This is a genomic window from Vibrio sp. 1249-1, assembly GCF_033340495.1.
On sequence record NZ_JAWOWJ010000008.1, the window covers coordinates 25,045 to 40,355 of the forward strand.

The following is a 15,311-nucleotide window of genomic DNA, read 5'->3' on the forward strand; positions in this document are numbered from 1 at the left end:
TTATACATCCTCGCTCACTTTGACAAATTCAGAAATGGTGTGGGTTTCAATGCGATCGGAACCGTCTTGGTTGCGCAGAACATTTTGTTGATAGCGATATAAAATGCCTTGCTCCCAAGTTGCACCAGCTGGCAAGTATTCCCAGGTGGTGTAATTGATTTCGGATGGGGTTGTTGACCAACGTACCATGACGTTCATTTGCGCGAGTTCGGCTTTGGGAGCGCTATTGTTGACCCACCACATGTCGGCAAATTCGCGGGTAACATCTTGGGTGTACAGGCTTGTATCGGTTGGGCAGGTGTCCGTATTTTGCGGCAGTCGCATGACTTGTTGGTGGTGCATCAATAGGCACGATTGTGTCATGGACTGTTGGTGGTATTCGGTTTGCTGCCACACGCCGAGGTAGTCAATGTCGTGTTCGCTAGTATTGGGATACGTAAACCAGAGCATTTCTGTGCGGTTATTGTGTTGGATGTTTTTTTTACGCCCGAGACCTTGTACTTTTTCCATCAATAACTCGGTGCTCGGATCAAAATTGAGGGCAACGGAGCGGTACTTCCAGTCGCCTTCATCATCGAAGTCTTCGAGAGAGAAGCCATTCAAGTCGTTGCGGGTGCACCCTGTGATTGAACAACCAACGATATTAAACCAATCCGCAAACTTGCTTATCGGTTCGACGACATCTTCCGTGATAGGGCGTTTCATCGAGAGGAAGCAGCCTTGAAAATGATCGCCAATGCTTGGGTGTTCAATCAATGAGTCTTTGGTGATGGTGAATCGAGTTTCACCAATAGGAGGACGATATTTGGGATGATGCTGATAGCGTAGATCGTAAGCACAAGCGCGGCCTTGCCAATCCTTCTTTTTGATGACGATGTTTTTGAACGTCATGTCGCGAGGTTCAAAAATGATCTCATCAGAGGAAAAATTTTTTTCAATGTACTGCTGGCTTTCGTTTAGGTGCTCAATCGCCTCATTGACAGATACCCAATCGAGATTGAGGTAGCGTTTAGCGTCATCCAGGTAATTGAGATCAAGGCCTTTGAGCTGGCTTTGAAAGTGAGGATCAGACAGCACACGGTTTGCTAGGACAATTTCCTCACGATTCTCAGGCGTGCTGTCGAGAGAAAGCAGCAGACGCGTCATATTGATGCTGCGGCTAGGTTTGGTTGTCGCCATCGTCGGCGTCAGCACTTCTTGGCTTGATAAGGTCGTCAGCAGATAACCTTTATCATCGTTACCAAGGAAGAAGCTAATTACATCACCGGGTTGGTAATGAAATGCTCCTTGCTGAGTGACGCCAGTGATATTGGAACTGGTTTTGTAATACAGGCCAGTCACTGGGGCGTCGATAAAGTAGCCTTGCTTCAAGGTTGAAGCTGGTGGGTGTGAAGTGGCAGCTGAAACGTCTGCTGCCAACGTGGACGTAGCCGCCAATGCAGACAGCCAAAATACCACTGAACGTGTATACATCTTGTTTTAAGCCTTATTGGTTGGTGCTGTCCTTAGACGCACAATTTGGCTGACAACTCATTGGTGTAGTTAGGTGCTTCTCTGGCACCGGTGTCATCATCGCCAACAACATTTTTTGTTTTATATGTTTGGGGATATCTGGGTTAGAGAGTATCCGCCTTCGTGTTAACTCCATCATGGAGTTCACTGAGAGATGTTCGACATTTTGCCCCTTCGCGTGGAAGATGAGGCGAGTCATTTCGTACATCATATCTTCTGCAATCTTCTTCTCTTGTTGCAGCTGGATATTCTTTTGCATCATGGCGCTGCCAAATAACACACCAGAGAGCACAATGATGCCTGACAATACCGAAGCAAGGGGACGTCGCTGTACCAAGCGAAAGGCGCTATACAATGGCCAGTTTTTTTTCTGCTCGATTGGACGGCGTTCGATAATTCGTTCGATATCAATGCGCAATGCTCTAACATCGGTATATCGCATTTGAGTGGCAGGACGCGTTGCGCGTCTTATCACCCAGTAAACATCAGACCAAATTGTTGGTGATGGAAACATCAAAGCGAGAATTTTGCCCAAGGAGTACACGTCGCTTTGCTCTGTTAGAACCAGTCCTGCTTGCTGCTCTGGGCTGGCAAAATTTTGGCTAAACGCAATCAGCGCTGAGGGTGAATCTTCTCGGTTGGAGTGCGCTTTTTGAGTCAAGTTGAAGTCAAGCAGCTTGGGACGCTTGCTACGATCAATCAGTATATTTTCTGGTTTTAGATCGGCATGCAAAACCTGGTGCTGGTGGGCGTGCTCCATCGCCTGGCAGATCTGCTTAAACAACAGCAGCTTCTCCGTTTTTTCTAGCTTATTTTCAGATAGATACTCATCCAAAGTTTGACCAAACACCCGCTCCATCACGATGTAAACCGAATCTTGATGGAGACCGCCGTCAAACACTTTCGCGATGTAAGGATGGTTTAGACGCGCGAGAAGTTGAGCTTCATCGAAGAGTGCGCGTTGCCCTAACACATTGCTCAAATTGCTTTGAATAAACTTGATAGCCAGATCTTGCTCGAACGTTTCATCTGCACGTAGAGCTGCGTATACGACACCCATGCCACCACGCCCCAACTCATGAGTTAGGCGGTACTTACTGATGATTTCTCCGCTTAGATCGACGTCTTGGTTCGTAGCCTGATGAGCACCAAAATAAAGTAACTGCGTTAGTTGTTCTTCCGGTGTCTCGTCGGCTAAAAGAGGAACGAGTTGTCGATACAGCTCAGGTTGACTTCGTTGCAATGCTTGGAGGTATTGCTGCTTTTGGGAGTCGTCCAGATCAAGCAGGTGGTAGTAAATCTGGGTTTCGCTAGAGCCTAACTGCACTGTGACTAATGTCTTATTCTTTTAGGTACGGCATTTTATAAGAACTTTGATATAAATGTCATTTATTTATTCGGTTTTGATTCACAATCCATGAAACGCAATTTGATGGCTAGTGGAGTAATAACGTCATGATTTTGCGAATTATTTTTACTGAGCTTGTCGGCAGAGAGTCTATTCGTCATAATGTTACTTGTAACATTACTGATAAATCACATATTTATGGCTCAACAGAATAAGAAAACTCGTACGACATTGCAGGATGTCGCAGACCAGGTTGGCGTCACGAAGATGACCGTTTCACGCTACATGCGTAACCCTGAATCGGTGGCGGAAAAGACTCGGGCCAAGATTGCGACTGCGATTGAAGAGATGGGTTACATCGAAAACCGTGCACCGGCGATGTTGTCAAAGTCCTCCAGTAAAGCCATTGGTATTTTACTGCCGTCTTTGTCCAACCAAATTTTTGCTTCCTTTGTTCAGGGCATAGAGATGGTGACCAAAGCCAATGGCTATGAGACGCTTTTAGCGCATTTTAGCTACGATGAGCTTGAAGAAGAGCGCAAGATCGCGTCATTACTCTCTTATCAAGTCGATGGGCTTATTCTAACTGAAAGCCATCACACGCCGCGTACATTACAGATGATCAAAAATGCGGGCATTCCGGTGGTCGAAACCATGGAACTGCCATCGGAGCCGATTGATATGGCGGTTGGACTCGATCATGAAGATGCGTCGTACACCGTGGTTAAGCAGATGCTAGATACGGGGAAGCGTACAATCGTCTATTTTGGCGCGCGTCTGGATACGCGAACCAAATTGCGGATGCAAGGTTACGATCGCGCGATGACAGAAGCAGGGCTAGAACCCAAACATGTATTAACTGGTGATCATTCTAGTTTTTCTTTAGCGCATGATTTGCTCGAACGCGCACTGGAAACGCACCCAACGCTCGATGGGGTGTTCTGTACCAACGATGACATCGCAATTGGCACCATGCTGAGTGCGCAGCAACGTGGCATTCAAGTTCCACAGCAATTGGCAGTGGCGGGCTATAACGCGCTGGATATCGGTCAAACCATCAGCCCGAAACTGATCAGCGTTGATACGCCGCGTTTCCAAATTGGTGTAAAGAGCGCAGAGCTATTAATTGCGCGCCTGAAAGGCGAAACGCAAGAAGAAAAAGTCTTCGATATGGGGTATCAGATCACGTCGGGAGAGAGTGTTTAACTAATTGTTAACTGCTCTTTGTATTCGCTCATCAATGGTATTGGTAGGTTAGGGTATGGCACATCAGCTGGATGCATTGGATCTCAACTTAATGCGTTTATTAAAAGCCGTGGTGGAAAACCGCAGCATCAAGCTGGCCGCAATGCAGCTTGGCATTTCTCAACCGAGCGCCAGCCGCGGCGTGATGAAGTTGAAGCAAGTGTTTGATGACCCGCTTTTTGTGCGTAAAGCACATGGGGTAGAGCCATCACCCATGGCGATTCGTCTCGCCGCCGAGTTCGACAATATGGTTGCACCACTGGAAAAAGTGGTGCAAGAATTTGAAGTGTTCGACCCACTGCAATACCAAGGGCAGATTGCGATTGTAACTGACCCTTATTTGATGGATGAACAAGGGCAGCGACTGCTCACTGGCTGTCATCGAGCCTTTCCCAAAGCGCACTTTGCCTTTTCCAGCTGGAATACTTACTCGCACGATGAAATGTTAGAAGGCGAGCACGATTACTGCATTCTTGACCAAGAGACCGAGCTGTCGAAAGACATTTACATGCGCCCGTTATTCGTTGAAAAACGAGTGATTTTGGCGCGCAAAAACCACCCAACGTTGTCGAAAGTCAGCAATGATTGGGACACGGTGTCCAAACTACCACTCGTCTCTTTGCCTGCGCCTGCATCATATAAACCGCTTTGTACCGTGGAGTCCGAGTATCGACGTATGGGTTATGAGCCAGTAGTGTTACTGAAGTCCTATAATTTGCGTTTGGCTTGCCAAATGTTGCAAGAAACCGACGCGATTATGTATGCCAGTCAAAGCTCGGCATTGTTGATGCCAGAACTCGCCTCTTACGCAATGCCACCCGTTAATCGTGAGTTCAGTCAGTTTGTGGTCTCTGGCGGTTTCCTTCAAACCAACCGCAACCATCCTTTGCACAGACACCTACATAAAGTGGTGCGACAAACCCTCAATACGCCGCTGATTTTTACGCAGTGACGTCACCTGATGGCATCAGCTGAATGAGAGAGCAGATGCTTTAACCTTATCAATGTTGTGTGATTACATAGACAACTTATTTCTTAAGATATTCAAAAATGAATATCTCAATTACCTGTCTCTTTTTCCTACCCAGCGCTAACCTTATCTCAAATAGTCAGGAGAAGTGGCTCATTTTTATCTTTTTAACTTTTTGAATGTCGATACAGGTACGTGGCATTCACCATTCTCCGTTATGCATTTTTTTAATTTCTGATGGAGGATTAATCATGCTAGTTGCACGTCTATTTTTATTGCTCGCCATCGTTGCCGAAGTGGCTGGCACCAGCACTATGTCTCTTATCGGACAAGGGCACGGGTGGTGGGGCTACATCGTAATGTATGTGCTGATCGCAATCTCTTACTACTTTCTCGCGTTTGCCGCGAAGAAAATATCTATCGGTGTGGCATACGCTGTCTGGGAAGGGTTAGGTATCTCGTTGATCACCGTGGTGTCGATCATCGCCTTTGATGCCAACTTAAACCATCAAGAGTTGTTTGGTTTGATGTTAGCCGTTGTTGGCATTGTGTGTGTGACCTTAGGGGAATCACATGGTCAACCTAACGCCAAGAAAAATGCCGATAAACCGGCAAAAGAACGTTCATTTTCTACTAGTACAAGGTGCGAATCATGAGTCAATTTTTTACGATGTCATTTGGATTTGTCGTGATGGCTGCCTTGGTCGATATCATGGCCAATATGGCGCTGACACGCTCAAAAGGTTTTAAATATAAAGGCTGGGGCATTGCGGCGATTGTGTTGGTACTGACAGCATTCACGCTGTTGGCACAAGCGGTGAAAGAGATCGACTTAGCCATTGCTTATGCCTCTTGGGGTGCGATCGGTATCTTGGGTACCGCAGTGGGTGGAGCCTTGCTGTTTAAGCAGAAACTCAAGCCAATCGGCTGGTTTGGTATCTTTGTGGTGATTGCTGCCGTCGTGGTGATGAAGACCGCTTGATGTAATTTAATGAATGCTAGATATCGTCATTCTGAGTAGCAAGAGACGAGTGTGATTCAGAATCTACCAACAAAAAGTGCTGTGGAAGAGGGGTTTTCTCTGGCTTCACAGCACCTTGATATTAGATTCCTGATCTCGCCTAGGCTCGTCGGAATGACGGACTCATTCATTTTTAAAAAGAACAGAGGCCAATCCTAAAGTTCGTCATTTTGAACAGCAAGAGACGAGCGTGATTCAGAATCTACCAACAAAAAGTGCTGTGGAAGAGGGGTTTTCTCTGGCTTCACAGCATTTTGCTATTAGATTCCTGATCTCGCCTAGGCTCGTCGGAATGACGGATTCATTCGTTTTTTGGAAAGAACTGAGGCTAATCCCAAAGCTCGTCATTCTGAACAGCGAGGGACGAGCGTGATTCAGAATCTACCAACAAAAAGTGCTGTGGAAGAGGGGTTTTCTCTAGCTTCACAACACGTTGATAGTAGATTCCTGATCTCGCCTAGGCTCGTCGGAATGACGGATTCATTTGTTTAAAAAGAACCGAGGCCAATCCTAAAGCTTGCCATTCTGAACAGCGAGGGACGGGCGTGATTTAGAATCTACCAACAAAAAGTGCTGTGGCAGAGGTGTTTTCTCTGGCTTCACAGCTCGTTGATATTAGATTCCCGATCTCGCTTAGGCTCGTCGGAATGACGGATTCATTCGTTTTTAGAAAGAGCGGTGGCCAATCCCAAAGCTCGTCATTCTGAACTGCGAGGGACGAGCGTGATTCAGAATCTACTAACAAAAAAGTGCTGTGGCAGAGGAGTTTTCTCTGACGTCATAGCATGTCGATATTAGATTCCTGATCTCGCCTAGGCTCGTCGGAATGACGGATTCATTCGTTTTTAGAAATAGCGGTGGCCAATCTCAAAGCTCGTCATTCTGAATAGTGAGGGACGAGTGTGATTCAGAATCTACCAACAAAAAGTGCTGTAACAGAGGGGGATTTTCTCTTGCTTCACAGCACGTTGATAGTAGATTCCTAATCTTGCTTAGGCTCGTCGGAATGACGGACTCATTCATTTTTAAAAAGAACCGAGGCCAATCCCAACGCTCGTCATTCTGAACAGCGAGGGACGAGCGTGATTCAGAATCTACCAACAAAAAGTGCTGTGGCAGAGGAGTTTTCTCTGGCTTCACAGCACGTTGATATTAAATTCCTGATCTTGCTTGGGCTCGTCGGAACGACGAGGTCTTTCTTCTCGCCTTAAACAATAAAGCTTGCGCCTTCTTCTGCACTCGATACGTTTTGGCGGATCACGCTAAACAGACCTCGTCCCCAAGTTTGTTGGGTCGATTCGGTATCGAAATGAATCAACTCGCGACCAGTGGTGTCGCTTAAGTTGTTCAGTTCACCCGTTTGGCAATCCAGACGAATCAAATCACCGTTGCGCACCAAACCAATCGCGCCACCACGAATGGCTTCTGGAGAAACGTGAATCGCAGACGGAATTTTACCTGATGCGCCAGATAAACGACCGTCAGTAACTAGCGCGACTTTAAAGCCCGCTTTCTGCACGTTGCCGAGGATTGGCATCAGTTTATGCAGTTCAGGCATGCCGTTTGCCGCTGGGCCGTTGTGTGTGACCACAACGATGCAGTCTTTGTTCAGCTCGCCACGTTTGTATGCGGCTTCCACTTCGTGTTGGCATTGGAATACGATCGCTGGTGCCACAATCACGCGTTGCTCTTCTTTCACCGCAGACACTTTCACCACGGCTTTGCCTAAGTTGCCAGTCAATACGCGAGTGCCGCCAGTATTTTGGAAAGTGGCATCCGGTTTGGCGATCACGTCACCGTCTTGGCTGCCTTGGCACGGTGTCCAAGTCAGTTGTCCATCGACAAGACTCGGTAGCGTTATCTGGTCTTCAAATTCACCAAACACGGGTTTCACATCGCGATGCAAAAGCTCGGATTCGTTCAAGCGGTGCAATAACGCTGGCACGCCCCCCGCGTCTTGGAACGCGTTCATATCGGCTGGGCCGTTCGGGTAAACGCGCGCTAATAAAGGAACCACATCCGACAGATCGCTGATGTCTTGCCACGTGAGCAAGATGCCAGCAGCACGCGCCACGGCGATCATATGAATGGTGTGATTGGTACTGCCGCCAGATGCGAGTAGAGCGATGATGCCGTTGACCAAGCTCTTTTCTGTGACCACTTCTGCCAACGGACGGAAGTGTGCAGAACCCGCCGTCATTGAGGCGATTTTCAGAGCCGCGTGATCGGTTAACGCTTTACGCAGTTGGGTATGGGGATGAATGAATGCTGAACCTGGCAGCATCAAGCCCATGGCTTCGAACACCAACTGGTTGGTATTGGCGGTGCCGTAAAACGTACACGTACCCGCAGAGTGGTAAGCGCGACACTCCATATCCAGCAGAGCGTCTTTGCCGACTTCTCCCGCTGCGTATTTTTGGCGCACGTCGACTTTCTCTTCGTTGCTGATGCCTGTTGCCATCAGACCCGCTGGCACAAACGCCGTTGGTAGGTGAGCGTAAGACAGCGCGCCCATCAGTTGCCCCGGTGCGATTTTGTCACAGATGCCAAGCAGTAATGTGGCATCAAAGACATTGTGACTCAAAGACAACGCCGTTGATTGAGCAATTAAGTCACGCGAAAACAGCGACATATCCATGCCTGCTTGACCTTGAGTCACCCCATCGCACATCGCTGGCACACAACCTGCGACTTGCGCTGTATGGCCGTAGTCCGCCAGCACTTGTTTGATTTGCGTTGGGTAGTCTTGGTACGGCTGGTGGGCGCTCAACATGTCGTTGTAGGCGCTGATCAGCGCGACATTGGCATGAGTAAAATCGAGAATATTTTTCTTTTCAGAAGAGCAAGAAGCGGCGACTGCATGGGCTAAGTTACCACAAGATAAACCAACACGGCCTTTGCCAGCTTCGGTTTGCACTTCGGTGCGAGCAAGAAACGCAGCGCGCGCTTCACGGCTGCGCTCGGTCAAACGTTGTGTGACCTCAAGAACAACAGAGTGAGTCATTACGCCACCTCGATCGCTTGCATTTTGATTAGCTCAGCGGCAGAGCGTTCCACCACGTCGCTGATGTCTCCGTCGATACTGATGATCAGAGTTTGAGGCTCGTTGTCTGGGCGCTCTAGCGTCTCGAATTGGCTCTTCACCATGTTTTCTTTCATGAAGTGGCCTTTGCGCATACGCATGCGATTAAGGATCAACTCCATATCGCCATCAAGGAACAGGAAGGTCACGTTGTCGTTGCCTTCGCGGATCTGATCGCGGTAAATCTTTTTCAGTGCTGAACAGACAATAATGCCGTGTTCGTTTTTGCTTTCTAGGCTGTACGCCGCATCACGAATGCGTTCTAGCCATGGCTTGCGATCATCATCGTTCAGAGGCTGGCCCGATGCCATTTTCTGAATGTTCGCTCGTGGATGAAGATCATCACCATCAATGAATTTACGCCCTAGCTTTTTCGCTAGATGCTCACCAATTGTGCTTTTACCACTAGCACAAACGCCCATAACGATGACACTACTACCAGCCATAACTTATCCTCATAACCAAATTTGCGCGTGATCTCAATTTTTGAATTCACTTTAAAATATGGGTTTATCTTATTAATGTTATCGGTAACATGTTACCGGTAACTGAAATAAATGTGAACCATAACACAAACAATAATTCTTAAAGGTGAACCTATGGAGCAATTAACCCAAGCCCCAGATCCTACGTTCCTACTGACGATTGCAGGCCTTGCCATTGCAGCGTTACTCGTTCTGATCATTAAACTGAAAGTCCATGCTTTTGCTTCTCTTACTATGGTGAGTTTAGGTACGGCAATCGCCACTGGCGTTCCTTCAGAGAAAGTCGTATCGACCATGATGGGCGGCTTCGGCGGCACGCTGGCTTCCGTGGCATTGCTGGTTGGTCTTGGTGCGATGATCGGTAAAATTCTTGAAGTGACTGGCGGTGCGAAAGTGCTGGCAGACACTTTGATTGGTCGCTTTGGTAAAGAGCGCGCACCATTTGCTTTGGGCGTCGCTTCATTACTGTTTGGCTTCCCAATCTTCTTCGATGCAGGCCTTGTAGTGATGATGCCAATCATCCTAAGTGTGGCGGCTCGTTTTGGTGGCTCACCAATTAAATACGCGTTGCCTGCTGCCGGTGCTTTTGCGGTTATGCACGCGTTTGTTCCACCACACCCAGGTCCGGTTGCAGCGGCAGAATTCCTTGGCGCAAACATCGGTCTGCTATTGGTGGTGGGTATTCTGGTTGCTATTCCAACTTGGTACCTTGGCGCTTACCTATTTGGTTTGTACGCGGGCAAAAAATTCGATATCCCACTATCTAAAGCCTTCTTTAATGGCGAAGCGATGGTGGATGAGCGCAACGCACCAAAATTTGGCACGGTTATGACCATCCTTGTGCTGCCAGTCCTGCTAATCTGTTTGGATACGGTATTGAACACACTGGCGGTTGCGGGTGTGATTGATGGTAAAACGGCACTGGTTGAGTTCCTACGTATGCTAGGTAAAACCCCAGTTGCGTTGCTGATCACTTTGATTGTCTGTCTGGCTGTGTTTGCCAAAGACTACGGCATGGCAAAACTAGAAAAATTATGTGGTGAGTCATTGGCTCCTATCTGTGGTGTTATCCTAGTAACGGGTGCAGGTGGCATGTTTGGCGGCGTACTGCGCTCAAGCGGTATTGGTGATGCACTGGCTGACGTTCTTACAGACACAGGTATGCCTGTGATTGTGGCGGCGTTTGTGATTTCAACTTGTCTGCGTGTTGCTCAAGGCTCGGCAACCGTAGCGCTAACCACTACGGCGGCTCTTATCGCGCCAGTTGTGGCAGCATCAACAGGTTTGAGTGAGCTCGACCTTTGCTTTATCGTAATCGCGATTGCGGGTGGTGCAACGGTACTGTCTCACTTCAATGACTCTGGTTTCTGGTTGGTATCTCGTCTGCTTGAGATGGATGAGAAAACCACATTAAAAACTTGGACGGTAATGGAAACGTTACTTGGCGGTATCGCGTTTATTATCGTCGCAACATTAAGCTTTATTCTTTAGAGGTTCCCCATGACAACACTTGAACAACGATTAAGAGAAATAAAAATCGTCCCAGTTATCGCAATCAACGACGTAGCACACGCTCTGCCACTGGCAAAAGTGTTGGTAGAAAACGGTTTACCATGTGCGGAAGTGACATTCCGCACCGAAGCGGCGGCGGAGTCGATTCGCATCATGCGTGAAGCGTACCCAGAATTGTTGATTGGCGCGGGCACCGTTCTGACCACAGAACAAGTGGATATCGCGATCGAAGCGGGCGTGGACTTTATCGTTAGCCCAGGCTTCAACCCAACCACAGTGAAATACTGTCAGCAACGTGGTGTGACTATCGTACCGGGTGTAAACAACCCAAGCTTGGTTGAGCAAGCGATGGAAATGGGTCTGCGTACGTTGAAGTTCTTCCCTGCTGAGCCATCAGGCGGCGTAAACATGCTGAAAGCACTCACGGCGGTTTACCCAGTGGAATTCATGCCAACAGGTGGCGTGAGCCCATCCAACGTGGAAGATTACCTAGCGCTGAAATCGGTTGTAGCTTGTGGCGGTACGTGGATGGTGCCAACCGCAATGATGGACAACGGCGATTGGGAAGGCATTGCTGAATTGGTTCGCGCAGTTAAGTAAAACGCACAAACGGCTCCGAAATACCCCCGAACGTTAGAAAAAGTGATACGAAAAAGGGTCATCAAGTTACTTGATGACCCTTTTGCTTTTTGGAATGAAACAGCTTTAGAAGTGATGCTTAATAAAGCGCTTAATAAAGCGAATGAAATCTGCTTCGGCTAGCTTCGCGCACTTCAATGTTTGGGCGTGAGACAATTCTACATCTCCCAAGCCTTCTGCCATGTTGGTGATCGCACACACTGCCAATACGGGTAAGCCGCAATGCGCCGCAGAAATCACTTCTGGCACGACCGACATACCCACCACATCACCACCGATGATTTGCATCATGCGGATTTCGGCTGCGGTCTCAAAGTTGGGGCCTGTGTAAGAGACAAACACACCTTCATTCAGGTGAATGCCATTGGCTTTTCCGACTTCAAACGCTTCTGCGCGCAGGTCTTTGTCGTACGCATTGGCGAGGCTGAAGAACCTCGGGCCGTACTCTTCATCATTCGGACCGATCATTGGCGATTCAGGCATGGTATTGATGTGATCATGAAATACCACCAGAGAGCCGACATCAATACGCTCAGGGCGAAGTGAGCCTGCCGCGTTGGTGACGAGCAGAAACTCACAGCCCAGCTTTTTAAAGGTGCGTACGGGCGTGGTCATGACCTTCATTGAGCCGTGTTCGTAGTAGTGACCGCGACCTTTCATGCACACTACGTCTACGCCGCCCATGGTGCCAAGTACCAACTCACCAGAGTGGCCTTGCACGGTGCTAACCGGAAAGCCTTCGAGCTCTTCGTATGGAATGACCACTTTGTCTTGTAGCTCGTCTGCCAATACGCCTAAGCCAGAGCCTAAAATAAACGCCGCTTTAGGTTGGAAGTTTGGTTTGCGTTCGCGAATGGTTTGTAGCGCGCCGATTACTGGATCGTGATTCATGTTAGTCACCTTCTGGTTGTGTGTTGATTCCATTGTGTGACTTTCTGCGCTGGTTATCTTTGCTTTATTCGCTACTATCATCCTTAAAAAGAGGATGATGAAATTCGCTAGGACTCAATGCATGAAGTCAGAACCATTTGAGCGCGTGACGCTGAAGATGCTGCGTTACTTTTACGAGGTCGCACAAACCAAGCATTTCACTAAGGCAGCCGAGAACCTCAATATCACCAATTCGCCGTTGAGCAATCGCATCAAAGAGTTGGAAGAGGTGCTTAACGTCAAACTGTTTGAGCGTGATTCAAGAAACGTCATGCTAACGGAGGCCGGACGATTGTTGGAGTCCAAATGCCAACTGATTTTTCAGACCTTAGATGTCTCGCTCAATCAAGTGCAGCAAGTGGGTTTGAACCAGAGAAATATCTTGCGAGTTGGTGTGGTAAGTAGTGCATTTTGGGGCGGATTTGATCGTTTGTTACAGCGCTTCCATGTTGAGCATAGCACTTATCACGCCGACATTTTTGACCTTAACCCTGAGACGCAAAAGAAGCATCTGAGTGAGAAGAAAATCGACGTGGGCATTGTACGTTTTGCCGATGCACTCAACATTTATCCGTATCAGTCGGTGTCTTTGGGCAAAGATGTGTTTGTGGGGGCGGTGTCGGAGCAACATGAGTTAGCCAGCAAATCTTTGCTGCGACTCCAAGATTTAAAGACGTGTGAGTTTGCGTTTATGAGTTTGGCGAATTCTGCCTCGGCAAACTTCATCATCAATGCCTGTCTGCAAGAAGGCTTTTCACCCCATATTGGCAAACAAGTGGTGGAGCCAAGCACCTTGATGGCGTATGTGGCAAACAGCAATACCGTGACGTTGGTGCCGTCGACGTTTTCTCAGCATCATTGGCATGGGATTCGTTTTATCAAGCTGAAAGAGTCACTGCGTGCAGACTTGTGTCTGATTCATGATGGTAAGCAGGAGAGTGCTATTAAAGCCGAGTTTATTCGCACGTTATTGGAAAATGCGAGTTAAGCATGGGATAACAAAAAAAGGTCATCCTAAGATGACCTTTTCAAATGATTCGCTGAAATCAGCAATGCGATTAGCGCGTAATTAACGCATCGTTACGAACTCTTCAGAGCCCGTTGGGTGGATAGCCACAACAGAGTCGAAGTCTGCTTTGGTTGCGCCCATCTTCATTGCTACGCCGAAGCCTTGGATCATTTCATCTACCGTGAAACCGATGCCGTGTAGACCAACCACCGTTTCTTCTTCGCCCGCACATACAAGCTTCATCTTACATGGTTGACGGTGCTTAGTAACGGCGGTGTACATCGCCGTAAAGCCAGACGTGTAGACTTTGATATTGTCTTTGCCGTACTTCTCTTCCGCTTCTTGCGTCGTTAGACCGATAGTGCCGATTGGTGGGTGGCTAAATACCACAGTTGGTACCAAATCGTAGTCCATCTTCGCGTTTGGTTTGTTGTTGAAAAGACGCTCAGAAAGTTGACGACCCGCTTTCACTGCTACTGGTGTTAGTTCGATACCGCCTTCCATGATGTCACCCACACAGTAGATGCCTTTCACGTTAGTTTCTTGGTATTCGTCTACCTTGATGTAGCCTTTTTCGTTCGTTGCCACACCGGTTGACGCTAGGTTGATTGCGTCTGTCGCTGGGTGACGACCGATTGCCCAAATCAGTTGGTCAACGTTTTGGCTTTCACCGTTTTCTAGGTGCAGAGTTAGGCTGCCATCGGCTTCTTTTACCACTTCTTTTGGTACAGAGTGGGTGTGCAGTTTTGGACCTTCTGCGTCCATCACTTCAACCAACGTATCGATGATCATTGGATCGAAGCTACGTAGTGGTGACTCTTTACGTACGAACAGGTGCGTTTCTGTACCTAGCGCGTGCAGTACGCCAGCAATTTCAACTGCGATGTAGCCTGCGCCAACAACCGCAACGCGTTTTGGTTGCTCTGCTAGGTCGAAGAAGCCGTTTGAATCGATGCCGTATTCAGCGCCTGGAATGTTTGGAATAGTAGGACGACCACCAACCGCGATCAGGATGTGATCCGCAGTATAATGTTCACCGTTTACTTCTACGGTTTTCTCGTCAACAAACTTAGCAAAGCCTTTAATCACGTTTACTTTGTTGTTGCCAAGAACGCGATCGTAAGATTGGTGAATACGACCAATGTACGCCTGACGGCTCTCAACCAGTTTGCTCCAGTCGAAACCTTTCACGTCGACATCAAAACCGTAATCTTCTGCGTACAGGTTCATTGCTTCTGCGATTTGTGCGCCGTGCCACATCACTTTTTTCGGTACACAACCTACGTTTACACAGGTACCGCCAAGGTCTTGAGCTTCGATTAGCGCAACTTTCGCGCCGTACATCGCCGCACGGTTTGCAGATGCGATGCCGCCACTGCCGCCACCGATACAGATATAGTCAAAATGAGTCGCCATTACTTTCTCCAAGAGCTTATAAATTTTATCTGGTACATAGATAGATTGGGATGACCTTGTCCGAACTCAATGCCACCGTTATCCCACTATCATAAATCGAATTCGACTAATTCCTAAATGGGAAAAAGCGACAATACTTATG

At 48.0% G+C, this 15,311-nt stretch carries 13 protein-coding genes; 7 read left to right on the forward strand and 6 right to left on the reverse strand.

Annotated features, from left to right (window positions below):
* Together R7Z50_RS15445 and R7Z50_RS15450 are read right to left on the reverse strand one after the other, a co-directional pair.
* On the reverse strand, positions 1-1,473 hold the full coding sequence (locus tag R7Z50_RS15445) for a chromosome partitioning protein ParA (RefSeq protein WP_318149141.1): 1,473 nt from the start codon (positions 1,471-1,473) through the stop codon (positions 1-3).
* A 13-nt stretch (positions 1,474-1,486) separates the two neighbouring features.
* A complete protein-coding gene (locus R7Z50_RS15450; protein ID WP_054579532.1) occupies positions 1,487-2,839 on the reverse strand; it encodes a serine/threonine-protein kinase in 1,353 nt (450 codons plus the stop codon).
* 219 nt (positions 2,840-3,058) lie between these two features.
* On the opposite strand from R7Z50_RS15450, the gene R7Z50_RS15455 reads away from it, so the two are divergent.
* The 4 genes from R7Z50_RS15455 (at position 3,059) to R7Z50_RS15470 (ending at position 6,057) form a co-directional block, all read left to right on the forward strand.
* A complete protein-coding gene (locus tag R7Z50_RS15455; protein ID WP_047103689.1) occupies positions 3,059-4,066 on the forward strand; it encodes a substrate-binding domain-containing protein in 1,008 nt (335 codons plus the stop codon).
* Between the two features lie 55 nt (positions 4,067-4,121).
* Positions 4,122-5,057 (forward strand): LysR family transcriptional regulator, encoded by a 936-nt coding sequence (locus R7Z50_RS15460; protein WP_005379132.1) that lies wholly within the window; start codon positions 4,122-4,124, stop codon positions 5,055-5,057.
* 269 nt (positions 5,058-5,326) lie between these two features.
* A complete protein-coding gene (locus R7Z50_RS15465; protein ID WP_005379135.1) occupies positions 5,327-5,731 on the forward strand; it encodes an SMR family transporter in 405 nt (134 codons plus the stop codon).
* The gene (locus R7Z50_RS15470) at positions 5,728-6,057 is read left to right on the forward strand and encodes an SMR family transporter (RefSeq protein WP_005478614.1); all 330 of its coding nucleotides are present in this window, start codon (positions 5,728-5,730) and stop codon (positions 6,055-6,057) included. Before R7Z50_RS15465 ends, R7Z50_RS15470 begins: the two co-directional genes overlap by 4 nt.
* Before the next feature lie 1,246 nt (positions 6,058-7,303).
* Here the strand turns inward: R7Z50_RS15470 and edd are convergent.
* Together edd and R7Z50_RS15480 are read right to left on the reverse strand one after the other, a co-directional pair.
* Entirely contained in the window at positions 7,304-9,100 is a 1,797-nt protein-coding gene (gene edd, locus R7Z50_RS15475) for a phosphogluconate dehydratase (protein WP_065274992.1), read from the reverse strand.
* Complete coding sequence (locus R7Z50_RS15480; protein WP_005478642.1) at positions 9,100-9,624, reverse strand: gluconokinase; 525 nt, start codon at positions 9,622-9,624, stop codon at positions 9,100-9,102. The genes edd and R7Z50_RS15480 overlap by 1 nt, the downstream gene beginning before the upstream one ends.
* A 153-nt stretch (positions 9,625-9,777) precedes the next feature.
* Between R7Z50_RS15480 and R7Z50_RS15485 the strand changes: the two genes are divergently transcribed.
* Both R7Z50_RS15485 and R7Z50_RS15490 read left to right on the forward strand, forming a co-directional pair.
* On the forward strand, positions 9,778-11,154 hold the full coding sequence (locus tag R7Z50_RS15485; RefSeq protein ID WP_012841240.1) for a GntP family permease: 1,377 nt from the start codon (positions 9,778-9,780) through the stop codon (positions 11,152-11,154).
* Positions 11,155-11,163: 9 nt separating this feature from the next.
* On the forward strand, positions 11,164-11,775 hold the full coding sequence (locus R7Z50_RS15490) for a bifunctional 4-hydroxy-2-oxoglutarate aldolase/2-dehydro-3-deoxy-phosphogluconate aldolase (RefSeq protein WP_005394384.1): 612 nt from the start codon (positions 11,164-11,166) through the stop codon (positions 11,773-11,775).
* Between the two features lie 105 nt (positions 11,776-11,880).
* On the opposite strand, the gene xapA is transcribed toward R7Z50_RS15490, so the two are convergent.
* Positions 11,881-12,705 carry a xanthosine phosphorylase gene (xapA, locus tag R7Z50_RS15495; RefSeq protein WP_025793785.1) on the reverse strand — a complete coding sequence of 275 codons (825 nt, stop codon included), beginning with the start codon at positions 12,703-12,705 and terminating at the stop codon, positions 11,881-11,883.
* A gap of 121 nt (positions 12,706-12,826) precedes the next feature.
* Between xapA and R7Z50_RS15500 the strand changes: the two genes are divergently transcribed.
* Positions 12,827-13,732, forward strand: a complete 906-nt coding sequence (locus tag R7Z50_RS15500) for a LysR family transcriptional regulator (protein ID WP_213970625.1) — start codon at positions 12,827-12,829, stop codon at positions 13,730-13,732.
* Positions 13,733-13,813: 81 nt separating this feature from the next.
* Here R7Z50_RS15500 and gorA read toward each other — a convergent pair whose 3' ends face one another.
* Positions 13,814-15,169 (reverse strand): glutathione-disulfide reductase, encoded by a 1,356-nt coding sequence (gene gorA, locus R7Z50_RS15505; protein ID WP_005379157.1) that lies wholly within the window; start codon positions 15,167-15,169, stop codon positions 13,814-13,816.
* Positions 15,170-15,311: the final 142 nt, after the last annotated feature.

Coding starts and splice junctions, on each gene's coding strand:
- R7Z50_RS15445 (WP_318149141.1), bottom strand. CDS start 1,473: ATGTATACACGTTCAGTGGTATTTTGGCTGTCTGCATTGGCGGCTACG.
- R7Z50_RS15455 (WP_047103689.1), top strand. CDS start 3,059: ATGGCTCAACAGAATAAGAAAACTCGTACGACATTGCAGGATGTCGCA.
- R7Z50_RS15460 (WP_005379132.1), top strand. CDS start 4,122: ATGGCACATCAGCTGGATGCATTGGATCTCAACTTAATGCGTTTATTA.
- R7Z50_RS15465 (WP_005379135.1), top strand. CDS start 5,327: ATGCTAGTTGCACGTCTATTTTTATTGCTCGCCATCGTTGCCGAAGTG.
- R7Z50_RS15470 (WP_005478614.1), top strand. CDS start 5,728: ATGAGTCAATTTTTTACGATGTCATTTGGATTTGTCGTGATGGCTGCC.
- edd (WP_065274992.1), bottom strand. CDS start 9,100: ATGACTCACTCTGTTGTTCTTGAGGTCACACAACGTTTGACCGAGCGC.
- R7Z50_RS15480 (WP_005478642.1), bottom strand. CDS start 9,624: ATGGCTGGTAGTAGTGTCATCGTTATGGGCGTTTGTGCTAGTGGTAAA.
- R7Z50_RS15485 (WP_012841240.1), top strand. CDS start 9,778: ATGGAGCAATTAACCCAAGCCCCAGATCCTACGTTCCTACTGACGATT.
- R7Z50_RS15490 (WP_005394384.1), top strand. CDS start 11,164: ATGACAACACTTGAACAACGATTAAGAGAAATAAAAATCGTCCCAGTT.
- xapA (WP_025793785.1), bottom strand. CDS start 12,705: ATGAATCACGATCCAGTAATCGGCGCGCTACAAACCATTCGCGAACGC.
- R7Z50_RS15500 (WP_213970625.1), top strand. CDS start 12,827: ATGAAGTCAGAACCATTTGAGCGCGTGACGCTGAAGATGCTGCGTTAC.
- gorA (WP_005379157.1), bottom strand. CDS start 15,169: ATGGCGACTCATTTTGACTATATCTGTATCGGTGGCGGCAGTGGCGGC.